The following is a 24,655-nucleotide window of genomic DNA, read 5'->3' as shown; positions in this document are numbered from 1 at the left end:
ACGCGTGACGCTGCCGCCAGATCCCGCACGCGCGGCCGGTGGGCGTTCCGCTGGCACAGCGAGGCTTGCGCATGGCAGTTGAGTTGACCGCCAACCGTCGTATCGGCCTGGCGCTGCTGTGGCTGGCCTTGCTGGCGGTGGCCGGGTTCTGGTTGAGCGAGACGCTCAAGGTCACCGGCGACCTGCGCAAATTCATGCCCGCCCCGCGCACGCCGGCGCAGAAGCTGCTGATCGAGGAGCTGGGCGAAGGCCCGGGCTCGCGGCTGTTGCTGATGGCGCTGTCCAACAGCGACCCGGCCACGCTGGCCGCCCAGTCGCAGGCATTGCAGCAGGCCCTGGCCGCACAGCCGCAGCTGTTCGAGCTGGTCGGCAATGGCGGCAGCGCCGGCCTGGATGCGATCCCCGAGCGCCTGCTGCCGTATCGCTATCTGCTCAGCGACAGCTTCGACGCCGCGCCGCTGGATGCACGCACCCTGCAGGGGGCCTTGCAGGCGCGCGTGCAGGATCTGGGCTCGCCTGCCGCTGCGCTGGTGGAGCCGCTGCTGCCGCGTGACCCCACGCTGGAAGTGCTGCATCTGGCCGAGACCCTGCAGCCGGCCGCGGCGCCGCAGACGCGCAACGCGGTGTGGTTCGACCGTGCCGGCACCTCGGCCCTGCTGATCGTGCAGACGCGCGCAGCCGGCTTCGATCCCACCGGTCAGCAGCTGGCCTATGACGCGGTGCGGGCGGCGTTTGCCAAGGTCAGCCAGGGCACCTCGACGCAGCTCGTCCTGACCGGTCCCGGCGCCTTTGCGGTGGAAATCACCGCGCGCACGCAGGGCGAGGCGCAATGGATCGGCACACTGGATACGGTGGGGCTGGTGCTGTTGCTGCTGGTCGCCTACCGCAGCTGGAAGATTCCGGTGCTGGGCGTGTTGCCGCTGGCCAGCGCCGGCCTGGCCGGCCTGGGCGCGGTGGCGCTGTTGTTCGAGGGCGTGCACGGCATCACCGTGGCATTCGGCTTCACCCTGATCGGCGTGGTGCAGGATTACCCGATCCACCTGTTCAGCCATCAGCGTCCCGGCCTGGATCCGCGCGCCAACGCGCGCCATCTGTGGCCGACGCTGGCCACCGGCGTGGTGTCGACCTGCATTGCCTATGTGACCTTCCTGTTTTCCGGTGTGGACGGCTTGCGGCAGCTGGCGGTGTTCACCATCGCCGGGCTGGCGACCGCCGCGATCACCACCCGCTGGCTGCTGCCGGCGTTGATCGACCCGGCGCCGCGCGACTACGCCGATTCGCGCATGCTCGCCGCGCTGTGGCGCGGCATCGCGCGCCTGCCACGGCCGCGCATCAGCCTGGCGGTGGTTGCGCTGGTCGGCATCGCGGTGATCGTCTTTGCACCGGGGCAATTCTGGCAGAACGACCTGTCGAAACTGACCCCGGTGCCGCCCAAGGCCCTTGCGCAGGACACGCACCTGCGCCAGGAACTGGGCGCCCCCGACGTGCGCTACGTGCTCGCATTGCCTGCCGCCAACGATGAGGCCGCGCTGCAGGCCAGCGAGCAGTTGCGCCCGCGCCTGGATGCGCTGGTACGCGCCGGCGCGTTGAGCGGCTACGACATGGCCGCGCGCTATCTGCCCAGCATCAAGACCCAACGTGCGCGCCAGGCCGCGTTGCCGGATGCCGCGCAAGCGCGCGTGCTGACCGACAGCGCGGTGGCGGCCACGCCGTTCCGCAGCGATGCGTTCGCGCCATTCCTGCAGGACCTGGACGCTGCCAGGCGCGCCGCGCCGCTGTTGCCGAAGGACCTGGCCGGCTCGCCGCTGGCGACCTCGGTCGGCGGGCTGCTGCTGGGGCGCGGTGATCGCAGCACCGCGCTGGTGTCGTTGACCGGCCTGCGCGATCCGGCGGTGCTGGCCGCCGCGGTGCAAGGCAGCGGCGCGCAGTTGCTGGATCTCAAGGATGCGTCCGAGTCGCTGGTTGCCGCGTACCGTGGACGTGTGCTCGGCGCGCTGGGGCTGGCCGCACTGCTGCTGGCGGCGACGGTGGCGGTCGCCTTGCGCAGCCCGCGCCGGATCGTGCGCGTGTTGCTGCCGATGGCGCTGACCACGGTGCTGATCCTGGCGATCCTGCGCGGCATGGGGGTGGAGCTCAACCTGTTCCATCTGATCGCGCTGATCCTGGCGGCAGGCCTGGGCCTGGATTACGCGCTGTTCTTCGACCACGCCGGCGACGATCACGCCGACCAGCTGCGCACCTTGCATGCCTTGATCGTGTGCAGCCTGATGACCTTGCTGGTGTTCGCGTTGTTGGCTGCGTCCAGCATCCCGGTGTTGCGCGCGATCGGCAGCACGGTGGCGCTGGGGGTGTTGTTCAATTTCATCCTGGCCTTGCTGGTCTCGCGCGAGCCGGCGCTGGAGCGTGCAAGAAGTGGAGATGCACATGCAGGGACGTGACGCGATTGCCGCCTTGATTCCGCACCAGGGCAGCATGTGCCTGTGGGAAGAGCTGGTCGTCTGGGATGCGCAGCGCATCGTGCTGCGCAGTCACGCGCACCGCAGCGACACGCATCCGTTGCGCGCCGATGGCCGCCTGCGTGCCGTGCATCTATGCGAGTACGGCGCGCAGGCCATGGCGGTGCATGGCGGCCTGCTCGGCAGGGAATCGGGCAGGCCGGTGCGCCCGGGCATGCTGGTGGCGCTGCGCGCAGTGGAGCTGCATGTCGCATACCTGGACGAGCTGCCCGGTGCGATCGTCTGCGAAGCGCAGGTGTTGCTGCAGGGCGAAGACAGCCAGCAATACAGTTTTCGCCTGACCCATGACGAACACCTGCTCGCCGAAGGCCGCGCCACGGTGATGCTGGGCGCGGCGCAGACCCTGTAGGAGCGCGCTTGCGCGCGATGAAGCATTGCCGCCAACGCCGCATCGCGCGCAAGCGCGCTCCTGCCAAATGCAGGCGATCAATGTGGGCGATCTATTCCTGCGCTTGCTGCCAGCCGTTAGGATGACGCTCTTTCCGCCGTCGCTTCTGCGGCTTCCACCGAGGCTTCCATGAGCACCTCCATTCCACAGCGCCGCGCCCTGGTCACCGGTGGCAGCGGCGATCTTGGCGGGGCGATCTGCCGTCAGTTGGCCGCGCAGGGTCGCCATGTGATCGTGCACGCCAATCGCAATCTCGCCCGCGCCGACGCCGTGGTCGCGGCGATCGTGGCCGACGGCGGCAGTGCGCAGGCGGTGGCGTTCGATGTGGCCGATGCGCAGGCCAGTGCTGCGGCGCTGGCAAGCCTGCTGGAGGTCGGCCCGATCCAGATCGTGGTCAACAATGCCGGCATCCACGACGATGCGCCGATGGCCGGCATGAACGCCGAGCAGTGGCATCGGGTGATCGACGTGTCGCTGCACGGGTTCTTCAACGTCACCCAGCCGTTGCTGCTGCCGATGGCGCGTACGCGCTGGGGCCGTATCGTCAGCGTGTCGTCGGTGGCGGCGGTGCTGGGCAATCGCGGGCAGACCAACTACGCCGCGGCCAAGGCCGCCCTGCACGGCGCCAGCAAATCGCTGTCACGCGAGATGGCCAGCCGCGGCATTGCCGTCAACGTGGTCGCGCCGGGCGTGATCGAAAGCGAGATGGTCGGCGAAAGCTTCGCGCCGGAGGTGATCAAGCAACTGGTGCCGGCCGGCCGCGTCGGCAAGCCCGACGAAGTGGCCGCATTGGTGGCGTTCCTGTGTTCGGAGGCAGCCGGTTACATCAACGGCCAGGTCATCGGCATCAATGGCGGCATGGGCTGAGAGCCGCTGATAGAACGACGATGCCTCCCCCCCAGGTAGGCGCGGCTAGTGTGGTTCCCATCAGCGCACGACCAAGTTGGCAGGTGCGGTGTCCTCGCCGCTGTGAGTTTGCTGCAGGGCCCTTGCCCGCCCACCATCGCGGGACACGCCGTGAATCCGTCCATGGAGGCTCTTACGCGGCATCCCTGCCGCGTAAGGTCCCGCGACGGTGGGCGGGCAAGGACCGGGCGAGATGGGTGGTGTGCCTGTGCAAGCAATGCACCTCGCGCGGCCGTTCGATGCGTTGCGGTTTGATCGGCGTCTTCCGATCCGGCATTTGGATCAAGCCAACGCGGATCCAGAAAAAGCGCGCCGTTGCCGGCGCGGTTTTCAAGCTCACGCTGCGTCGGCGTACCAGGCGGCGGTGAGGATGGGCTCGCCGATGGCGTTGGCGGTCAGGGCGTCCAGCCCATGGTCCGGCAGTGCGGCATGGCGCTGGCGTGCCTGCTGCAGGATCTCGCGTGCCAGCACCGACATCTGCGCCACGTTGCTGTGGATGCGTGCGGCAAAGGCATCGTCGTCGAGGGTGTCGTTCAAGGCGCCATTGAGTTCGTTGAACCAGCCGATCAGGTATTGATCGAGCAGGCGCCCGTCGTCGCTGGCCAGGCCTTTTGCAGTGTTGTGCTGGCCCCAGTCGTGCAGCACGCGCTGCATTGCCAGATTCATGTCGCGCGCGTAGAAGAAATCGGACTTCATGCGCGAGAGCAGGCTGAGGTCGGCGATCCGTCCGCTGCAGAACAGCGGCGCCAGCAGCGACCAGTAGTAGGTGTAATCCCAGATCACCTTGACCGGCATCACCTGCGCGTCGCCGAACAGCGTGTACTGATCCTGATACAGGGTCAGGGTGTTTTCGTAGAACGAGAAATACAGCTGCTGGTACAGCTCGACATACGGGCTGAGTGACCTGCCGGCGCGGTCGCGGCCAATCAGTTCGCAGATGTAGGTATTGGAAATCGCGATGAAGTCGCTGCCGGGCGAGTAGAACGGGTCCAGGAACAAGCCCGCCTCGCCGGTCAGCGCCCAGCGCTGCGGCGAGAACACCTGCGTGCAGCCATAGGAGAAGTTGCGCAGGAACAGGAAGTCCTGCAGCCGGTAGTCGGCCTTGTCGAGCGTGGCGGCGACCTGCGGCTGATGCGTGCGCAGCCAGGTCATCGCTTTTTCATGCGTGTTCATGCTGTCCAGCGGATGCATGGACGCATCGCAGACGATGCCCAGCGAATGCGCACCGGACGACAGCGGAATCAACCAGAACCAGTAGCCCGGCCCGCACATGTGGTTGGTCGAACGCCACCGGTCCGGCGGCGTGCAGCGCTGCAGCCAGCTGCTGTCCTGCGACCAGCCATTGGGGTCGATCAGGCCTTCCACGCGCCACCACACCGCGTTGGCGTCGTGCGCGTTGTCCTGCGCCAGGCCGAGCTTGCGCTTGAGCAGGCCGGCGCGGCCACTGGCATCCACCACCCAGCGTGCGCGCAGCGTGCCGGCCTCGCCTGCGCGCTCGTAGCGCACGGCATGGTCGGCCTCGTCATCGGACAGGTCCACGCCCTTGACGCTGCAGCCGTCGACAAACGTGATGCCCTGCGCGCGGGCGCGCTCGCCGAGGAAATTCTCGAAGCGGCCGCGATCGATCTGCCACGACGGCGTCGGCAGGATCTGGCTGACGCCCAGCTCGGTGCAGCGGTCGATGTCCTGGCGCCTGTCGGAAAAGAAGAAGCGGAAACCGAACTTGCGGATCTGCTCGGTCTCCAGATGCTCGCGCAGGCCCAGCACGTCGGCGAAATAATGCGCGCCGATTTCCACCGTGGATTCGCCGACCTTGAACGCGGCCTCGCGCACCGGGTGCGCGCGGCGCTCCAGCACGGTGATCGCGAGTTCGGGGTCGCGCTGGCGCAGCTGCAGCGCCAGGCTCAGGCCGGCCAGGCCACCACCGGTGATAACGACATCGGCACGCTGTGCATTCATGGGGAAGGCTTGTTCCTGGTGACCGCGGGCACAGTAGCAAATTCGCCGTCGGCGTCGTCGATCAGCACCGGGTTGGCGCGCACGCGGCGGTACTCGCGCCAGATATGCCCATAGCTCCAGGCCTGCACGACCACATGCGAGGTGATTTCCCACAGGTCGCGCACCAGCCGGAAATGGCTCTTGCGGAAGGTGCCCGGCGAGGTGCCGGCGTAGCGGGTTTCGATCGGCACCGCGACCACGCGCGCGCCGGCCTGGCGCGCGGCGGAAATCAGCAGCTGCGCTTCGAACACGAAGCCTTCGCCGGGCACGTCGGGCAGGGTGAATACCGAGGCCGGATACAGGCGCTGGCCGCTCTGGCTGTCGACCAGCTGGAAGCCGCAGGCCCAGGCGATGCCCCAGTCGCCGAAATCGTTGCCGATGCGGCGGATGGTGGGCTGGGTGGCGCGCTTGCGCATGCGGGCGCCGACGATGACGCAGCCGGGGTGGCGGTTGGCCGCGGCCAACAGGCGCGGGAAATCGGCCGCCTTGTGCTGGCCGTCGCCGTCCATGGTCATCACCGCGCGCATGCCCATCCGCTGCGCCTGCGCAAACCCGCTGCGCAACGCGGCGCCCTTGCCCTTGCGCTGCGGATGCCGGATCAGGGTGATCGGCAGGCCGGCGATGCAGTCGGCGGTGCCGTCATCGGAGCCGTCGTCGATCACGATCACGTTGGAGCAATAGGTCAGCGCATCGTTGACCACTTCGCGGATGCGCAGCGACTCGTTCAGGGCCGGCACCAGGATCGCGGTGTCCTCGCGGGTCAGCGGCTGCCGGCTCACTGCTGGACCTCCAGCTGCAACACCCGGCCCGGGCCGGCGTACAGCGCCACCCGCCCGCCACCGGCGGCGAGCAGGTCGAACAGCGGCAGCATCGGCGCCATCGCATTGCCGGCGACCTGCCGCGACAACGGGCCCTCGCCCGGTGTCGGCGTGCCGTCGTCCAGCCATGCCCGCAGCTGCGGCTTGCCGGCCTGGCCGGGCGCGCCCAGCACCAGCGCGCCGCCAAGCAGCCCCTGGCTGGGCGCGACCCGGCCCAGCGGCCCGACCGAGCGGGCGTCGTAGCCGGCCAGCAGCACCGCGTCCATGCCGGCGGCGCGTTGCACCAACGCCTCCAGCAGGCCCTGCGCGAAGCTGCCCAGGCTGGCGCTGATCGCCGTGGCCGGGGTCATCGCCCCGGCGCCGATGGTCCAGTAGCCGGCCGCGGCGTTGTGCACCGAGTTGTGGAACTTGGTCGGCGAGATTGCCAACGGGTCGCTGGCCAGGGTGGTGCACATGTAGTCGGAGATGGCCAGATCGCCGTAGGTGGAGGTAAAGATCGACGGCAGGCTGGCCGGTTCGCGGCCGGCGGCGGTGCAGGCGGCCAGCGCCGCCTCCAGCGAGACCGCCACCGTGTCCGGTGCGCGGCGGCGTTCGTTGGCGGCCAGCAGCTGCGGCGCCGGGCGTGCCCCGGTGTCCTGCAGCGTGCCGTCACGGACGAAGGCCGCCGCGGCGTCCCAGCTCGGCAGGCCCTGGGTCCAGAAACCGATTCCCTCGAGGGTGGCAGCCAGCATCAGCGGGCCCGCCCGAACAGCAGCGAACAGTTGTTGCCGCCAAAACCGAAGGAGTTGTTCATCGCGTAATCGATCTTGGAATGGGCATTGTCGAAACGGATCTGCGGGCCACAGGCCGGGTCGGGCACGGCGCTGTTGAGCGTGCCCGGCAGCACGCCGTCGCGCAGCGCCAGCAGCGCGATCACCGATTCGACGATGCCGGCCGCACCCAGGGTGTGGCCGGTCCAGGCCTTGGTCGAACTGGCGTGCAGGGTGGCGGGGAAGATCGCCGCCACCGCGGCTGCCTCCACGCTGTCGTTGGCCGGGGTGGCGGTGCCGTGCAGGTTCAGATAGCCCACCGCATCGGCGTCCAGGCCGGCGCGGTCGAGCGCACCGCGCATCGCCAGCTGCGCGCCCAGGCCCTGCGGATGCGGGGCGGACATGTGGTGCGCATCGCTGGATTCGCCATAGCCGTACAGCCACAGCATGGCCTCCGGTGCGGCGGCGGGACGTTCGAGCAGGGCGAAGCCGCCGGCCTCGCCCAGGCTCAGGCCGACCCGGCGCGCATCGAACGGCTGGCACAGCTCCGGTGCCACCACCTGCAGCGAGTTGAAGCCGAACAGCACGCTGCCGCACAAGGTATCCACGCCGCCGACCAGGGCGGCATCCACCACCCCGGCATCGATCAGGCGCGCGGCCTGGGCGAACACCTTGGCGCTGGACGAACAGGCGGTGGCCACGGTCACGCTGGGGCCGCGCAGGCCGGTGGCGTGCTGCACGAAGTCGCCCAGCGAGTGCGGGGTGTGCACGATCGGGCGATCCAGATCGTCGGGGAAGCGCGCGCCGTCGGCGTCTTCGACCAGGCGCGTATAGGCCTCCTCGCTGGCGCCGATGCTGGAGGTGGAGGTGCCGATGATCACCGCCACGCGCTCGGCGCCGTAGCGCTGCGCGGCGGCCTGCACGGCCTGGGCCATGCCGTCCTGCTGCAGGGCCAGCCAGGCCAGGCGATTGTTGCGGCAGTCCCAGCCTTGCAGGGATGGCGGCAGGACGACGTCTTCCACGTCCTGCACGCGGCCGATCCAGCAGGGCAGCGGCTGCGGGCCGAAATCGTTGCGACGCATGCCGCTGCGGCGCGCGGCCAGCGCGGCAGCCTGGGCATCGAGCCCGGCGCCGAGCGCGGTGGTGGAGGTAAAGGCGGTGACGGCGACCGGGGCCATCTGGGACGGATGCTGCGCTTGGCTCACGGTGATCTGCTGGCAAAAAGTGGGCTCAGTATATCGATGGCGGGTCCGCCTCCCGTCGATGGCGCAACTGAACAAGCCGGTCATGTCGCTGACGGGGCAGGACTTTTCGCGTGCTGCCGCGCTTTCGCCATCGGCGCAATTGGGACACAATCCTGCGACACACTTGCCGATCGAGCGCGACCACGCGCGCATGCACGCCTACGTCTATAAAAGCCAACGCAAGCAGGACACCTTCGTCTATCTCGCCACGCGCGACGACTTCTCCGGTCTTCCCGCCGCCGTGCACGCGCAGCTGGCGCCGTTCGCGTTCGTGCTGGAGGTGGCGTTGACGCCGGAGCGCCGCCTGGCGCAGGCCGACGTGGCCACGGTGCGCGATGCACTCGGCAGGCATGGCTTCTATCTGCAGCTGCCCAAGACGGTGGTGCTGGCGGGCGAGTGCGACTATGACTGAGGCCGCACGGGCCGCACGCGTGCGTGCCGCAGCGCTGGCCGGGGCGGCCGGCGTGGCGTTGTCGTTGCTGGGCGGCATCGGCGGCGGTGTTGCCGCGGTGGCGCTGTGGCTGGCGCAGCCGGCGTTCGCGCTGGCGGTGTCGTGGGCGCGCGGTACCCGCGCATTGCCCAGCCCGCCGCGCGCGGTCGCGCAGGCCTTGCCGCCGCTGCTGACGATCTGGGGCGTGGGCCTGCTGGTGCTGGCCGCCCTGATCAGCTGGCCGCTGACCGCCCTGCGCGACAGCGGCAGCCTGGCGGCCGCGTTGGCCTTGAGCGTGGCGGTGAGCGCCGCGCTGCTCGGGCTGTGGCGGACCTGGCCGCTGTGGGGCGAGGTCGAGCGCGATGGCGGCGCCCTGGCCCCGCGCTGGCATGCGCTGGCGACGCAGGCATTGCACGCCTGGCGCGGCCTGCTGGCGGCGGTACTGGTGCTGGCGATGTGCACGCTGGTGGTGGCGCTGGCCTGGCCGGGCTGGTTGTCGAGCAGCTTGCGCTGGAGTCTGGCGATCGCCGCCAGCGTGCTGCTGCCGGCCGCCCATCTGCTGTTGCAACGCACCGCCGCGCCGGTGCGCAGCGATGCCCCGGCGGCCCCGCAGGCGGCCGATTTCTTCTCCGAAGCGGCGGCCGAGCCGCGTCCGCTGGAGCCGGTGGCCCGGCATCAACTGGTGCCCGAGCTGTTCGAGGCCGCGCGCAGCGGACGTGTGGACCGCGCGCTGCAGTTGCTCGACGCGGGTGCGGACCCGCAGGCGATGCCGCTGCCGGAATGGCGCGACCAACGCAGCCTGCCCGCGCTGGCCGCGGTGCTGCCGGACCTGCGCCTGCTGCGCGAGCTGATCGTGCGCCGTGTCGACGTCAACCAGCCGCATCGCGGCATGACGCCGTTGCTGGCCGCCACGCGCGACAGCTGGCACGGTCGCCCGGACGCGGTGATGACCCTGCTGGCCAATGGCGCGGACCCGCGCGCCAGCGACAACGACGGCAACACGCCGCTGCATCACGCGGTGCGCAGTTCCGACCCGGGCGTGGCCGCGCTGCTGCGCGATGCCGCCGCCGAACTCGATGCGCTCAACAAGGAAGGCCACTCGCCGCTGGCGATGGCCTGCCAGGTCGGCAACTGGCGGCTGGCCAAGTTCCTGCTGGAACGCGGTGCCCACTCCGAACCGGACGGCGGCGCGCCGGTGCTGCTGGCCGCGGCCGGCACCGAGGAAGACGACCCGGCCGGCGTGCAGCTGCTGCTCAAGCACAAGGCGCGCGTGGATGCGCGCGACCGTCAGCGCCGCAGTGCCCTGCACGAAGCCGCAGTGGCCGGGCACGGCGACATCGTCGAAGCGCTGCTGGCGGCCGGCGCCAACCTGGAAGCGCGTGACCTGCTCGGCCGCACGCCCTGGCTGGATGCGGCGCGGCAGGCGCGTAGCGGCGTGCTCGAACGCCTGGTCGCACGCAAGGCCGATGTGCTGGCCGTCGATGGCGAGGGCCGCAACGCGGTGATGCTGGCCTGCGCCGCCGACAACGTGTCGCCGGCGCTGATCCGGCGCCTGCTCGACCTGCAGGTGCCGGCCGACAGCAGCGACGCGCACGGCCGGCGCGCGGTGGATGTGGCCGCCGAAGCCGGGCGCTGGGCGATCGTGCAATTGCTCGACCCCGGCTATCCGTTGCCGGCGGCGGTCAGCGATGCGCACGGCGACACCCCTGGCGTTGCGCTGCTGCCCGATCGCCCGCCCCTGGTGCTGCTGCGCGAAGGCCTGCAGTTCGGCCAACGCGACGGCCTTGTCGCGCTGGCCCGCCTGTGCGGCCCGGAAGAACTTGGCGGCCTGCTGCACGATGCGCAGCTGGCCTTGAACGCCGATGCGGTGGACTGGCTGCTGCGCCACGGCGCCGATGCCGACGTGTGCGATGCCTGCGGCGATGTGCCGATGTTTGCGCTGCTGTCGCGGGGCGTGGAGGCGGTGCCGGCGCTGCAGGCGCTGCTGCGCCATGGGGTGTCGCCGGCCGGTGCGGGCGGGCTGACGCGGCTGCTCAGCGCCTGCGTGCAGCACGATGCGGCATCGCGCGGGCTGGAACAGTTCGCGCTGGAATTGCTCGAACGCGGCGCCGACCCGTTCGCCGCGTCGGCGGCCGGCGATCCGCCGTTGTCGCTGGCGGTGCGGCTGGGCTGGCTGCGCCTGCAGCAGTGGTTGCTGGAACACGGCGTGGACCGCGAGGCGCGCGACAGCCACGGCATGACCGCGCTGCATCTGGCCACCGCGCTGGGCCGCGAGGCCTCGCTGAAATTGCTGGTCAAACAGGGCGCTTCGCCGGAAGCGCGTGCTGCCGACGGGCAGACCCCATTGGGCGTGGCGCTGTCGATCGGCCGCCGCGACCTGGCCGACTGGCTGGACTGGCGCATCTGGTCGCTGCCGCACCGCAGCCTGCGCGAAGCGGATGTGCCGGCGGCCGCGATGGCCGGCGACACCGATGCGGTGCGTCGCCTGATCGATCTCGGCCTGCCGGTCGACGCCGTCGATGCACAGGGCTGCACCGCGCTGCTGCGTGCGGCCGGTGGCGGCCATCTCGGCGTGGTGGCGCATCTGCTTGGGCGCGGCGCCGATCCGCAACGTGCAGCCAATAGCGGCGCCACGCCGTTGTCGGCCGCGGTGAGCATGCGCCAGACCGAGATCGTAGCCGCGTTGCTGCAGGCCGGCGCGCAGATCGAGCACCGCCTGCCCGGCGGCGTCACCGTGCTGATGCTGGCCTGCGCGCTGGGGCTGCCGGATATCGTGGCGCGCCTGCTCACCGCCGCGGCCGACGTGCACGCCAACGACGACCAGGGCCTGGCGCCGCTGCACTGCGCCGCGCTGTACGGCTTCACCGCGCGCGACAAGAGCCGCCTGCTGGCCCTGCTGGATACCTTGCTGCTGGCCGGTGCCGACCCGGACTACCTGGCCGGTGGCCGGGTCAGCCCGCTGCTGCTGTTGCTGGGCGCGCGCGCCGAACCGGGCACCGCCTGCGACGAGCAGGTGGTGCTGGGCGGGGTCGAACGCCTGCTCGACGAAGACGTCTCGCTGGACGTGGCCGATCAACGTGGGTTCGGCCCGCTACACCTGGCTGCACTGCACGGCCTGCCGCTGCTGGTGCAGCGCCTGCTGCGGGCCGGCGCCGATGCCGACCGCCGCGACGCGCTCAACCGCACCCCGCGCGAGATCGCGGTCATGCGTGGTTTCATCGACGTGGCCGGCCAGTTCGAACCTGCCTTGCCGGGTGTGTCCTCGATGGCGCGCTTCCTGCGCGAAGGCCGCTGAGCCGGCGCGGCGGCGCACCGCTGCAGGTGCTGTTCGTGTGCAGCCGCAACCGGCTGCGCAGCCCCACCGCCGAGCGCGTGTTCGCCGACTGGCCGGGCGTGCAGACGCAATCGGCCGGGCTGGCCGCCGATGCCGACGTGCAGCTCACCCCGGAGCTGTTGCACGAGGCGCAGCTGGTGCTGGTGATGGAGCGCCGCCATCTGCAGCTGTTGCGCAGACGCTTCGCCGCGCATCTGCGCCATTGCCGGGTGGCCTGTCTGCACATTCCCGACGACTACGTCTACATGGACCCGGCACTGATCCGTCGGCTGGAACACACGGTGCCACCATTGCTGCGTCTGCCGGCGCTCTCGTAACCTGATCCCGACACCGCGCATGCAAGACTGCCGGCTCCCTCGCACGAAGGAAGCGCCTCTACGATGAGCGTGCGTATCGAAGACCACGCCATGCTGGGCAATTGCCACAGCGCGGCCCTGGTCGATCACCGTGGCACCATCGACTGGCTGTGTCTGCCACGTTTCGATTCCGATGCGTTTTTCGCATCCCTGCTGGGCGATGAGCAGCACGGGCAATGGGCGTTGTCGCCGGCCGGCGACTTCCGCAGCGAACGTGCCTACGAAGACGACAGCCTGGTGTTGTGCACGCGCATGCACACCGACACCGGCACGGTGGAACTGGTCGACTTCATGGTCGCCAGCGAGGAAGGCGACGGCCACCAGCACCTGGTGCGGATCGTGCGTTGCGTGCAGGGCCAGGTACCGATGCACATGCGCCTGACCTTCCGCTTCAACTACGGCCGCACCGTGCCCTGGGTGACGCGTATCGACGGCGGCATCCGCGCCATCGCCGGGCCCGACCAGCTCGCCCTGCGCTCGCCGCAGGCGCTGCACGGCGAGGACATGGGCACCGAAGCCGACTTCACGCTGGGTCAGGGCCAGAGCACCTGGTTCCTGCTCAGCCACGGCCTGTCGCATCAGCCCACGCCGGCGGCGATCGATCCGGAACGGGCCCTGCAACGCACGGCTGCGTTCTGGCATGGCTGGGCACGTCGCTGCACCGATGTCGGCCCCTGGACCGAGCAGGTGCGTCGCTCGCTGGTGGTGTTGAAGGGGCTCAGCTATCTGCCCACCGGCGGTATCGTCGCTGCGCCGACGGCCTCGCTGCCCGAGCATCTGGGCGGTACCCGCAACTGGGATTACCGCTACTGCTGGCTGCGCGATTCGGTGTTCACGCTGATCGCCCTGCTGCAGGCCGGGTATCGCGACGAAGCAGAAGCCTTCCGCGATTGGGTGCAGCGCGCCATCGCCGGTTCGCCGGACCAGCTGCAGGCGCTCTACGGCATCGCCGGCGAACGCCGGCTGCAGGAATGGGAGGCGCACTGGCTGCCCGGCTATGAAAACTCCGGTCCGGTGCGTATCGGCAATGGCGCGGTGGACCAGTTCCAGCTCGATGTCTACGGCGAGTTGATCGGCGCGTTCCACTACGCGCGCGAAAAGGGCGTGGCGCCGCCGTCCGACGACGATGGCTCGTCGGCCTCGTTGCTGGAAAAAGTGCTGGAGACGCTGGAAACGCTGTGGCGCCTGCCCGACGAAGGCATCTGGGAGATCCGCGACGAGCGCCGTCATTTCGTGCATTCCAAGGTGATGGCGTGGCTGGCGTTCGATTGCGGTGCACGCGATGGCATCACCCAAGCCGATGCGGCCAAGCGCGCGCACTGGGGCCGCATCGCCGAGGAAATCCGCGCCGAAGTGCTGGAAAAAGGCGTGCACCCGGATGGGCACTTCGTGCAGAGCTATGGCTCCGACCGCCTGGACGCGTCGCTGCTGCTGATCCCGATCGTGGGATTCCTGCCGGCGGAGGATCCGCGCATCGCCGCCACCGCCGATGCGATCGCACGCGACCTGACCGTCGATGGACTGGTCGAACGCTATCGCGCCGACGACAGCGCCGACGGATTGCCGGCCGGCGAGGGCACCTTCCTTGCCTGCAGCTTCTGGCTGGTGGAAAACTACGCCATGCTCGGGCGCACCGAGCAGGCGCGCATGCTGCTCGAACGTCTGCTCGGGTTGTGCAACGACGTGGGCCTGCTCGCCGAGGAGTACGACCCGCGCAACAAGCGCATGCTCGGCAACTTCCCGCAAGGGTATTCCCACGTGGCTCTGGTCAATGCGGCGCTGCGCCTGCACGGACGCATGGGCGAAGAGGAAACACATCCATGAATGAACAAGCCACAACCCCGCCGTGCATCATCGTGGTGTTCGGTGCACGCGGCGATCTGACCAAGCGCCTGGTGATGCCGGCGCTGTACAACCTGCGCCGCTCCGGCGCACTGGGCGAGCAGTTCGCCATCGTCGGCATGGACCACGGCGACATCAGCGAGCGGTCGTGGCGCACGATGATGGGCCAGTCGATGACCGCGCTGCTCAGCAGCCGCGATGCCGAGTTCCAGACCGACGAGTTCGACACCGACACCTGGGAGTGGCTGCGCGAGCGCATGCATTACCTGCGCGGCGATTTCACCGACCTGGGCGCCTATCAAACGCTGGATGGCGCGCTGGAGAAACTGCACAAGCGCTACGGCACCCAGGGCAACGTGCTGTTTTACCTGGCCACCGCCGCGCGCTTCTTCGAGCCGGTGCTGCTCAACCTGGGCGAAGCGGGGCTGGTCAGGCAACGCGAGGGCGAAGGCTGGCGTCGGGTGATCGTGGAAAAACCCTTCGGCCACGACCTGCCCAGTGCCGTCGCGCTCAATGCCACCGTCGCCAAGGTGCTGCACGAGGATCAGGTGTTCCGCATCGACCATTTCCTGGGCAAGGAAACCGTGCAGAACATCCTGGCGTTCCGCTTCGCCAATGGCTTGTTCGAGCCGGTGTGGAACCGCGACCGCATCGATCATGTGCAGATCACTGCCGCCGAGACCATCGGGGTGGAAGGGCGTGGACGCTTCTACGATCCCACCGGCTGCCTGCGCGACATGGTGCCCAATCACCTGTTCCAGTTGCTGGCGATGATTGCGATGGAGCCGCCGGCCGCGTTCACCACCGAGGCGATGCACCGCCGCCGCGCCGAAGTGATCGAAGCGGTGCGCCCCATCAAGCCCGAAGACGTGGTGCGCGGCCAGTACGCCTCCGGCGCGGTCAACCGCAGCGCCGTGCCGGGGTATCGCGAAGAAGACACGGTGCCGGACGATTCGGAAACCGAAACCTACGTGGCGATGAAGCTGCAGGTCGACACCTGGCGCTGGGCCGGCGTGCCGTTCTACCTGCGTACCGGCAAGCGGCTGCGCGAGCGCACCACCGAGATCGCGATCCGCTTCAAGCCGGCGCCGCTCGCGCCGTTCCGCAGCACCGAAGTGGGCGGTTACGGCCCCGATTGGCTGGTGCTGCACATCCAGCCCGACGAAGGCATTTCGCTGCAGTTCGACGTCAAGCGCCCCGGCGCGCAGGTCAGCCTGGCCCCGGTGCGCATGGACTTCCGCTACCGCGACTGGTTCCCCAAGGAATATACGGTGGGCTACGAGCGCCTGCTGCAGGACTGCATGAACGGCGAAGCCGGTCTGTTCCAGGACGCGGCGATGGTGGAAGGCGCCTGGCGCATCGTGCAGCCGATCCTGGATGCCTGGAAACAACCGCCCAGCGATTTCCCCAATTACGCGGCCGGCAGCGCCGGCCCCTCGGCCGCCGACGCCTTGCTGGCCATGAATGGCGGGCACGCCTGGCGCGCGCTCACCCCGGGCCGCAAGCCCCCGCCGCGCCGTGCACCGGACGTACGCGGCAGCGCGACGACGCCGGTCAAGAAAGCCACCGGGAAGACGGCCAGGAAGGCCACCAAGGGTGCCAAGGCGCCAGCCAAGCAGGTCACCGAGGCACCGGCCAAGAACGTCAAAAAGGTACCAGCCAGCAAGCTCACGAAGGCACCAGCCAGGAAGCTCGCAAAGGCGCCGGTCAGGAAGGTCACCAAGGCCGCTGCGAAGACCGTTGGCACGGCTGTGACCGGCAAGGGCGCAGCGAAGGCCCCGGCCAGCAAGACCGCAGCGCGCACACCGCGTCGCTGAGGGATGCGCGCGCCAAGCAGCCGCACGCACACATGGACATCCGCGTAGGAGCGCGCTCGCGCGCGATGGGGCGTTACCGATAGAGCCCCGTCGCGCGCAGGCACGCTCCTACGAAAGGCGTAGCGCTCCGGTGTGGTGGGTGTGGGTTCGCCGTCTCCATCGGCCTGATCACGCAGGTGCGATCAAACGCTTGCATGCAGGTTGCCCCAAGGCATCGACTGCACCCCGGCGAACGACGAAGAACACCCATGTAGGAGCGCGCTTGCGCGCGATGGGGCGTTACCGATAGAGCCCCGTCGCGCGCAGGCACGCTCCTACGAAAGGCGTAGCGCTGCGGCGTGGTGGGCGTGGGTTCGCCGTCTCCATCGGCCTGATCACGCAGGTGCGATCAAACGCTCGCATGCAGGTTGCCCCCAAGGCATCGACTGCACCCCGACGAACGACGAAGAACACCCATGTAGGAGCGCGCTTGCGCGCGATGGGGCGTTACCGATAGAGCCCCATCGCGCGCAAGCGCGCTCCTACGAAAGGCGTAGCGCTCCGGCGTGGTGGGTGTGGGTTCGCCGTCTCCATCGGCCTGATCACGTAGGCGCGATCAAACGCTTGCATGCAGGTTGCCCCAAGGCATCGACTGCACCCCGACGAACGATGAAGAACACCCATGTAGGAGCGCGCTTGCGCGCGATGAGGCGTTACCGATAGAGCCCCATCGCGCGCAAGCGCGCTCCTACGAAAGGCGTAGCGCTCCGGTGTGGTGGGCGTGGGTTCGCCGTTCCTACCGGCCTGATCACGCAGGCACGCTCCTACGGGAGGGTTAGCGATCCTGCGTGGTGGGGGCGGGTTCGCCGTCCACGTCGGCCTTGACGTCGGCCTCGAACAGATTCATCAGGTCCGCGCGTGCGTCGCGCGAGGTCTGGATCACCTTGGCCTCGTCGTCATAGACCAGGTGCTGCGCACGTATCAGGTCCTCGTCGTGCTTGCGGAAGCGTTTGACGTGTTCGTGCGCGAGCGCGTCGCCCACGCCGAGCGAGGTCAGCACGCGTTCGCTCAGTTCCAGGCTGGAGGCGAAGACCTCGCGGAACGGCTCGGCGCCCAGGTCCATCAGCTTCCAGGCATGCTGGCGATTGCGTGCACGCGCCAGCACGGTGGCCTGCGGATACAGGCGGCGAATCAGCCGCACCGTCTTGATATTGGTGTCCGGGTCGTCCACGGCGATCACGAACACCTTGATGCGATCGGCGCCAGCGGCACGCAGCAATTCGGGCCGGGTCGGGTCGCCGTAGTACAGCTCGCCACCGAAGCGGCGGATATCCTCCACCGTATCGGGGTTGTGCTCCAGTGCGACGAACGGCACGTGGCGCGAGGTGAGCAGGCGCGCCACCACCTGGCCGAAACGGCCAACGCCGGCGATCAGCACTTGCGGTGCCTGCGCGTCGATGGTGTCGAACGGCCGCTCTGGCTTGTTTGCCTGCACCCGCAAGGTTCCGTTGAGCAGGCGTTGCATGCCCAGCAGCAACAGCGGCGTCAGCGCCATCGAGACACCGACGATGGCCACCAGGCGATCGTGATTGGCGCGCTCCAGCAAGCCGACGCGATCGGCCTCGTTGAACACCACGAAGGCGAACTCGCCGCCCAGCCACAGCACGCTGCCGAGCATCAGGCTGCTGCGCAGCGGCAGCCTGGCGACCGTGCCGATCCCGACCAGCAGCGAGAACTTCACCAGCAGCAGGATCGCCACGCCGGCGGCGATCAGCCCCGGTTCGGCGACCACCCGGTTCAGGTCGATGCCCATGCCGACCGAGATGAAGAACAGCCCCAGCAATAGGCCCTCGAACGGCTCGATCTGCGATTCGAGCTCGTGGCGGAATTCCGAATCGGCCAGCAGCACACCGGCCAGAAACGCGCCCAGGCTGGCGCTCAATCCGGCTTCCTGCATGATCCAGGCGGTGCCCAGCACCACCAGCAGGGCGCTGGCGGTGAACACTTCCGGCATGCGCGTGCGCGCCACCATGTTGAACAGATAGCGCAGCACGAAGCGCCCGCACAGGATCACCAGCGCCAGCGCCGCCACCGCCTTGGCCACGTCCTGCCATTCCAGGGTGGCGTTCTTGCTGCCGCCCAGCAGCGGAATCGCCGCCAGCAACGGAATGGCGATCAGGTCCTGGAACAGCAGGATGGCAAATGCCAGGCGCCCGTAGTCGCTGCCCAGCGCCTTGCGCTCGGCCAGCAGCTGCAGGCCCACGGCGGTGGACGACAACGCCAGCGCCACGCCGACGATCAACGCGCTTTTCCAGCCCAGGTTGCCGAGCATCAGCAGGCCGCCCAGGATCAGCGTGGTCACCACCACCTGGGTGGCGCCGGCACCGAACACCGAATGCCGCATCACCTTCAAGCGGGCCGGCGACAGTTCCAGGCCGATCACGAACAACAGCATCACCACGCCGATTTCGGCCGCGCCGCTGATGCGCTCGGCGTCCTGCACCACGCCCACGCCATCGGGGCCGAGCACCACACCGGCAACCAGATAGGCCAGCACCGCGCCCAGGCCGAAGCGCTTGAACACCGGCACCGCCACGATGGCGGCCAGCATCAGCACCAGAGCCAGTTCCAGACCACCGCTATGCATGCGCACTCTCCGTTGAGATGCGCATTATGCCGCCCGCGGTCGGCTGCTGGCCCGGATCGGTGTGCGCTGCGTGCAACTGTGTGGATTGGCGGTGTGCCCAGGTGCGGTGCTGCAAGCCGGCAGCACCACGTCGCGGGCCGCAATGCACCACCGCGTTCCGCATCACCGGGCCGCATGGCCGGGCATGCACGCGGGCACGCAGTCACCGTTGCAGGCAATGACACACCCTCCTGGTCGATGGCGCACGGCCGGTGCCCGGGTGCAATGCACTTGCTTGCCGCATGACAGTTCCTGCGCTGCGGCACCCGCCTGGACGCCCGCTGAGCATGGCCTGCGCAGGGCATTGACCAGGCGGGCACAGGCGCGCAGACTGCGCCGCGCTGCCGCCCGGATCACCGGTCGGTACGCACCTTTCGGAGCCCATCCTCATGTCCAGCGACAGTCACCCTAGACCCGGGTCGATGACCCAGCTGGCGCGCGCCTGAGGCTCAGGTTCGCCGGCTGTCATCGACGACGGTCGTCACCAGGCGAACCACCATGTACAACGAAACCCTGCGCCTTGCCCAAGGCGTCGATGCCTTGATCGCACCCATGGCCGACTTCAACACGGCCGATGCGGTGGAATACCTCAACACCCTCGACCGCGACGATGCCGCCCGTGTGCTGGCCGCGCTGCCGCAGCCGCGTGCGGTGAAGGTGCTCGAACAACCCGAGCTGCACGCCGCCAGCGCGCTGGTCGCGCAGCTGCCGGCCGAGCAGGCCGCCGCCCTGCTCGGGCAGATGGCCGACGACCGCGCCACCGACCTCTTCCACGGCCTGGACGCCGAGCAGCGCGCGCCGCTGCTGTGGCTGCTCAGTGCCGAGGCGCGGCTGTCGATCCAGGCCTTGATGCGCTACCCGCCCAACACCGCCGGCGCGCTGATGACCACCGAGTTCGTGGCGGTGCCGGCCGACTGGACCGTGGGCCGCACCCTGCAGCACATCCGCGAGGTGGAGCGCAGCCGCGAGACGGTCTATGCGATCTACCTGCTCGACCCGCACAGCCGGGTGCTGACCCAGGTGGTCACCATGCGCCGGCTGATCACCGGCGCGCCGGATGCGCCGATCCTGGAGGTGGCGCAGGTCAACCCGCCGGTCACGGTGGACCCGGCGCTGGACCAGGAAGAAGTTGCCCGGCTGATCCGCCGCCACGACTTGCTCGCAATCCCGGTGGTGGATGCGCACGGGCATGTGCTGGGCATCGTCACCGTGGACGATGTGCTGGACGCGCTGATCGCCGAATCCACCGAGGACGTGCACAAGTTCGGTGGCATGGAGGCATTGGACAAGCCCTACATGCAGATCGGCTTCGGCCAGATGATCAAGAAGCGCGCCGGTTGGCTGAGCGTGCTGTTCCTGGGCGAAATGCTCACCGCCAGCGCGATGCAGCACTTCGAGGACGAGCTGTCCAGGGCGGTGGTGCTGACCCTGTTCATTCCGTTGATCATGAGCTCGGGCGGCAACTCCGGCTCGCAGGCCACCTCGCTGCTGATCCGCTCGCTGGCACTGCGCGAACTGCGCCTGCGCGACTGGTGGAAGGTGGCGCTGCGCGAGCTGCCCACCGGGCTCACCCTGGGCACCATCCTGGGGGTGTTGGCGATCGTGCGCATCGCGATCTGGCAGACCGCCGGCCTGTACGACTACGGCCCGCACTGGCAGATGGTGGCGCTGACCATCGGCGCGGCGCTGATCGGCATCGTCACCTTCGGTTCGCTGTCCGGCTCGATGCTGCCGTTCGTGCTGCAACGGCTCGGCTTCGACCCGGCCAGCGCCTCGGCGCCGTTCGTGGCGACCCTGGTGGATGTCACCGGCCTGGTGATCTATTTCAGCATTGCCGCGGCGATCCTCAGCGGCACCTTGCTGTAGCGCCGCGGGCAGTCGGCGGTGGCGAGCGCGTCGCTGCGCGCCGCCATGCCACAGGCTGCGATGGGGCAGATGCCGCATGTGCTGCGGCATCTGCCCCGGTTGTTGCGTGTGCGGATCGGCATTCGCCACGACGCAGCGGGTGCCGGACCAGGCCGTACCGGCGGGTCCATCGCGCCTCGCTGCACGGCCCACCGTGCAGCGATGCGCGGCAATCGCGGCAATCGCGGCAATCGCGGCAATCGCGGTCAGCGCGCCTCAGAACGTCACATACAACGTCGCGCGCAGGTTGCGGCCCGGTTCGCTGTAGCGGCCGATACCGTCATCGGTGGCATAGCCGTACAGGTAGAAATCGCCGCGGGTGACATTGCGGATGCGCGCCCACTGGTAGTAGCGCTCGTCGAACAGGTTGTAGACGCCCAGATTGACGCGCACGTGCGCGTTGAAACGGTAGCTGCCGAACAGGTCGACCACGCTGTAGGCGTCGCTGAGGAACGGCTCGGCCGCAGCGCCGAAGATGTCGTTCTCCACGTTGACGTCCTTGGCTTTCTTGGCCAGCGCATGGGTGATGTTGGCGGTGACACGCAGGCGCTCGTCCAGGCCCTGCCAGCTCAGGCCGAGCACGCCGCGATCCGGATTGATGCTGTCCAGCGGGCGGCCGTCTTCCAGCTCGCCCTGGTTGTGGGTCCATGCCGCGCGCAGCAGCCACGCATCGCCGAGCCTGAATTGCGCATCCAGCTCCACGCCCTTGACCTCGACCTGGCCGACATTGAGCAAGGTGGTGTAGTTGTAGCCGTTGCGGGTGGTGCACACGCCACGGGTGCAACTGCGGTAGAACGTGCCGGCATCGGCGGTGACGGTCTCGCTCTGGATGAAGTCGTCGTAGCGGTCGCGGAACACCGACAGGCCCACGCGCGCCCAGTCGCTCTCCCAGCGCCAGCCCAGTTCCAGGTTGAGGCTGCGCTCGGCTTCCAGCGCGGGATTGGCGGCCACCGTCGGCACGTTGATGGTGGCGCCGGTATCCACCCGGGTCAGCGCGGTGATGCTGGTCGGGGCATACATCTCGGCCGTGGTCGGGGCACGGAAGCCGCGCCCGGCCTGGAACCACAGCGTCTGCTGCGGGGTGAAGGCATAGCTGATGCCGGCCTGCCAGGTGGGCGAGGAGAACGTCACCTCGCGCACCGTGCCGGTGCTGTCGACGAAGGTGGGCGACAGCGTCGGCGTATAGCGGTAGTGGTCGTAGCGCGCACCCAGGGTCAGCTGCAGGCGGTCGTCGAGCAGGCCGATGCGGTCGCGCAGGTACACGTTCCAGCTGTCGGCATCGGTCTTGGGCACCTGCGCCGGGTCGATGGTGGCGGTGTCCAGCGCGCCGGCGTTGTTCCAGCGGTAGTCGATCGCGCTGTAGTCGATGCTGCGGCGCTGCCAGGCTGCCCCGTACAGCAGCGCCTGCGACCAGCCGCCGCCGTGCAGCTGCTTGTCGAAGTCGACCGCGATGCGGTCCAGGGTCTGCTCGGTGTCGCGGTCCTCGGCCCGGCGGCAGGGCAGCGCCACCGTGCAGCGCGTGGTGGCGGTTGTGGCCGGCGTGCTCGAGCTGCCGCTCTGGGTCAGGATGCGGGTGGTGCCACGGCTCTCGGTCTGCTGGCGGTCCAGCTGCGCCTGCAAGGTATCGAACAGGGCGTTGTCGGCCGTCCAGAGGTAGCGCAGGCCGTAGCGGTCACGGTCGTTGCTGTCCTCGCCGATGCGTTCGGCGTAGCTGGGGGCGCTGACGCGGCTGAGATTGTCGACCCGGTTCTGCGCGCGGTTGCGCTCGTAGACCACGCCGACGCGGTGCTGCGCGTTCGGCACCACGTCGAGTTTGGCCAGCACGTTGTCGCTTTCGTTGTCGATCGGGTCGGGCGTGCGCCGCGCGCTGCCGGTGTCGATCCCGGTGCTGGAGTACCAGCCCTCGGACTCGTGACCCTCGCGGCGGGTGTAGCTCAGCATCGATTCGACGATGCCGCTGCGGTTGGCGACGGTGAGGTTGCCCAGCCATTGGTCGTTGTGGCCGGTGTAGCCGGTCTTCAGGCCGACATGGCTGTCGTTGCCCTGGGCCTTGAGGTAGTCGTAGGGGTCCTTGGTGGTGAATACCACCGCACCACCGAGCGCGCCGCTGCCGGCACTGATGGAATCGGCGCCCTTGACGATGTCCACCCGCTTGAGCGCATCGACGTCCACGCCGCCGCGGCCGGCGCGGAAGAACTCGTAGTCGCGCGCGGTCTCCACGCCTTCGGCCATCGACAGGCCGTCGATGGTCATCGCCACCCGGTCGCCTTCCAGGCCGCGGATGTTGAAGCCGTTCTCGCCGAAGCGGCCCATGTCGGCGATGCTCACGCCGGGGATGTAGCGCACCAGGTCCTCCATGCTCTCGGCCTGTTCCTGCTGCAGCTGCGCGGTGTCGAGGGTGGTGACGTTCTGGTTGCCGGAGGCGCGCTTGTCGCGCGCGGCCTTCACTTCGACCGGGTCGAAGGTGGTGGCGTCGGCCGGTGCCTGTTCGGCATGCAGCGGGAAGGCCAGGCCGGTGGCGATCGCCAGGGCCAGCAGGGTCGGTGTCGAGGTCATCGTGGAGTCCACAGTCAGGAAGAGGAAGGAGCGCCGGACGGCGCGGACCTGGCTGCAAGCGGCAGAACACTGCAGTCGCGTGGCTGGGTGGGCCCGCCGGCGGCGGGCCAGGGGAGGGCGCGCGGGCGCCAGGGCCCGCGCAGCAGGTCAGTCGGCCCGGGCCGGCGTGGTGGCCGGCGCGGTCGCCGGCGGCGGCAGCGCGGCATCGCTGGCGTCGACCACGCCGTCGTGGTTGCGGTCGACGCGGGCAAAGGTGCGCAGCCCCGAGGCCTGGTACTCGGCGAAGCTCATGCGCTGGTCCTTGTCGGTGTCGAGCACCTTGAAACGCACATGCACCTGGCGATCGTCGGCCTGCTCGAGCGCGGTGAGGCGACGGTTGAGGCGGTCTTCGAACTCCACCTGGTACTCGTCCGGCGACAGCGCCGCGTTGCGGTTGCCGTCGGCGCTGGCGAACTGCGCCGCGCGCAGGTCCGCGTATTCCTTGCGGCCCACCTTGCCGTCGCCGTTCTCGTCGTACAGCGCGAGGAAGCCCTCGGCCGAGCCGCTGTCGGGCATGCCCGGGCGGCCGCCATCGCGATCGAAGGCCAGCGTCCTGTCGCCAGGGGCGGCCTTGGCCGCCGCCGTCAACGCTGCCTGGCCGCGTGCCCAGTCCTGCGCACCGGCGGCGTCGAATTCGGCGCGCGCCACCTGTCCGTCGCCGTCGGCATCGAGTGCGGCAAAGCGTTGCCTGCCGTGCGCGGCCTGCGCGCGGCGTTCCTGCTCCAGCGCCTGCTGGCGACGCTGGCGGAATTCGGCCACGTATTCGTCCTCGTCGACGCTGCCGTCGTGGTTGCGGTCGGTGGCGTCGAAGCGGGCGCGGCGGAAGGCCGCGAAGTCGGCGGCGGTGATGCGGCCGTCGCGGTCGTCGTCGTGCTGGGTGATGAAGGCCTGCACGTTGTTGCCGTGACCGCCGAGCAGCGGGCGCGGCCCGGACTGGGCGAGTGCGGTTGCGGGAAGCAGCAGCGCGCACAGGCACGCGCCGGCCAGGGAGCCAGTGTTCATGGATTGCCTCTTGAGGGGGAAAACGGTGGCGGGCCGTGGCGCTGGCTGGGCCTGCAGGCGTGTCGGGACGCCGGGCGGAGACGCCGCGCC

At 69.3% G+C, this 24,655-nt stretch carries 16 protein-coding genes; 9 read left to right on the top strand and 7 right to left on the bottom strand.

Going from position 1 to position 24,655, the window contains the following annotated elements:
• Positions 1-71 precede the first annotated feature (71 nt).
• From C0541_RS19790 to fabG, 3 genes are all read left to right on the top strand, one after another.
• Positions 72-2,438 carry an MMPL family transporter gene (locus tag C0541_RS19790; RefSeq protein WP_115051066.1) on the top strand — a complete coding sequence of 789 codons (2,367 nt, stop codon included), beginning with the start codon at positions 72-74 and terminating at the stop codon, positions 2,436-2,438.
• Positions 2,425-2,865: a phosphotransferase gene (locus C0541_RS19785; protein WP_115051065.1), complete on the top strand. Its 441-nt coding sequence runs from the start codon at positions 2,425-2,427 to the stop codon at positions 2,863-2,865. The genes C0541_RS19790 and C0541_RS19785 overlap by 14 nt, the downstream gene beginning before the upstream one ends.
• 168 nt (positions 2,866-3,033) lie before the next feature.
• On the top strand, positions 3,034-3,771 hold the full coding sequence (gene fabG, locus C0541_RS19780; RefSeq protein WP_115051064.1) for a 3-oxoacyl-ACP reductase FabG: 738 nt from the start codon (positions 3,034-3,036) through the stop codon (positions 3,769-3,771).
• A gap of 375 nt (positions 3,772-4,146) precedes the next feature.
• Here fabG and C0541_RS19770 read toward each other — a convergent pair whose 3' ends face one another.
• The 4 genes from C0541_RS19770 to C0541_RS19755 are packed head-to-tail and all read right to left on the bottom strand — an operon-like array spanning position 4,147 to position 8,553.
• Positions 4,147-5,769, bottom strand: coding sequence for an NAD(P)/FAD-dependent oxidoreductase (locus C0541_RS19770; protein WP_115051062.1), 1,623 nt, complete (start codon positions 5,767-5,769; stop codon positions 4,147-4,149).
• A complete protein-coding gene (locus tag C0541_RS19765) occupies positions 5,766-6,587 on the bottom strand; it encodes a glycosyltransferase family 2 protein (RefSeq protein WP_115051061.1) in 822 nt (273 codons plus the stop codon). The genes C0541_RS19770 and C0541_RS19765 overlap by 4 nt, the downstream gene beginning before the upstream one ends.
• Positions 6,584-7,357 carry a beta-ketoacyl synthase chain length factor gene (locus C0541_RS19760; protein WP_115051060.1) on the bottom strand — a complete coding sequence of 258 codons (774 nt, stop codon included), beginning with the start codon at positions 7,355-7,357 and terminating at the stop codon, positions 6,584-6,586. Before C0541_RS19760 ends, C0541_RS19765 begins: the two co-directional genes overlap by 4 nt.
• Positions 7,357-8,553, bottom strand: a complete 1,197-nt coding sequence (locus C0541_RS19755; RefSeq protein ID WP_115051059.1) for a beta-ketoacyl-[acyl-carrier-protein] synthase family protein — start codon at positions 8,551-8,553, stop codon at positions 7,357-7,359. The genes C0541_RS19760 and C0541_RS19755 overlap by 1 nt, the downstream gene beginning before the upstream one ends.
• Before the next feature lie 217 nt (positions 8,554-8,770).
• Here C0541_RS19755 and C0541_RS19750 point away from each other — a divergent pair, with 217 nt between their 5' ends.
• From C0541_RS19750 to zwf, 5 genes are all read left to right on the top strand, one after another.
• On the top strand, positions 8,771-9,031 hold the full coding sequence (locus C0541_RS19750) for a YcgL domain-containing protein (RefSeq protein ID WP_115051190.1): 261 nt from the start codon (positions 8,771-8,773) through the stop codon (positions 9,029-9,031).
• Positions 9,024-12,344, top strand: a complete 3,321-nt coding sequence (locus C0541_RS19745; protein WP_115051058.1) for an ankyrin repeat domain-containing protein — start codon at positions 9,024-9,026, stop codon at positions 12,342-12,344. Before C0541_RS19750 ends, C0541_RS19745 begins: the two co-directional genes overlap by 8 nt.
• A gap of 26 nt (positions 12,345-12,370) precedes the next feature.
• A complete protein-coding gene (locus C0541_RS19740; RefSeq protein WP_115051057.1) occupies positions 12,371-12,700 on the top strand; it encodes a low molecular weight protein tyrosine phosphatase family protein in 330 nt (109 codons plus the stop codon).
• Between the two features lie 63 nt (positions 12,701-12,763).
• Complete coding sequence (locus C0541_RS19735; protein ID WP_115051056.1) at positions 12,764-14,563, top strand: glycoside hydrolase family 15 protein; 1,800 nt, start codon at positions 12,764-12,766, stop codon at positions 14,561-14,563.
• Entirely contained in the window at positions 14,560-16,398 is a 1,839-nt protein-coding gene (zwf, locus tag C0541_RS19730; protein ID WP_161960170.1) for a glucose-6-phosphate dehydrogenase, read from the top strand. The genes C0541_RS19735 and zwf overlap by 4 nt, the downstream gene beginning before the upstream one ends.
• An 814-nt stretch (positions 16,399-17,212) precedes the next feature.
• Here the strand turns inward: zwf and C0541_RS19725 are convergent.
• A complete protein-coding gene (locus tag C0541_RS19725; protein ID WP_115051054.1) occupies positions 17,213-19,024 on the bottom strand; it encodes a monovalent cation:proton antiporter-2 (CPA2) family protein in 1,812 nt (603 codons plus the stop codon).
• A 537-nt stretch (positions 19,025-19,561) separates the two neighbouring features.
• Between C0541_RS19725 and mgtE the strand changes: the two genes are divergently transcribed.
• Complete coding sequence (mgtE, locus tag C0541_RS19720; protein ID WP_115051053.1) at positions 19,562-20,929, top strand: magnesium transporter; 1,368 nt, start codon at positions 19,562-19,564, stop codon at positions 20,927-20,929.
• A gap of 255 nt (positions 20,930-21,184) precedes the next feature.
• Here mgtE and C0541_RS19715 read toward each other — a convergent pair whose 3' ends face one another.
• Both C0541_RS19715 and C0541_RS19710 read right to left on the bottom strand, forming a co-directional pair.
• Complete coding sequence (locus C0541_RS19715) at positions 21,185-23,524, bottom strand: TonB-dependent hemoglobin/transferrin/lactoferrin family receptor (RefSeq protein WP_115051052.1); 2,340 nt, start codon at positions 23,522-23,524, stop codon at positions 21,185-21,187.
• A 147-nt stretch (positions 23,525-23,671) separates the two neighbouring features.
• Positions 23,672-24,565, bottom strand: coding sequence for an EF-hand domain-containing protein (locus C0541_RS19710; RefSeq protein ID WP_115051051.1), 894 nt, complete (start codon positions 24,563-24,565; stop codon positions 23,672-23,674).
• Between the last annotated feature and the right edge of the window lie 90 nt (positions 24,566-24,655).

Origin of the sequence: Xanthomonas arboricola (assembly GCF_003353015.1) — a bacterium.
In the GTDB taxonomy this organism is placed as follows: domain Bacteria; phylum Pseudomonadota; class Gammaproteobacteria; order Xanthomonadales; family Xanthomonadaceae; genus Xanthomonas; species Xanthomonas arboricola_E.
Note: the sequence above shows the minus strand (reverse complement) of the source record. Positions and strands in the feature narration are given on the sequence as shown.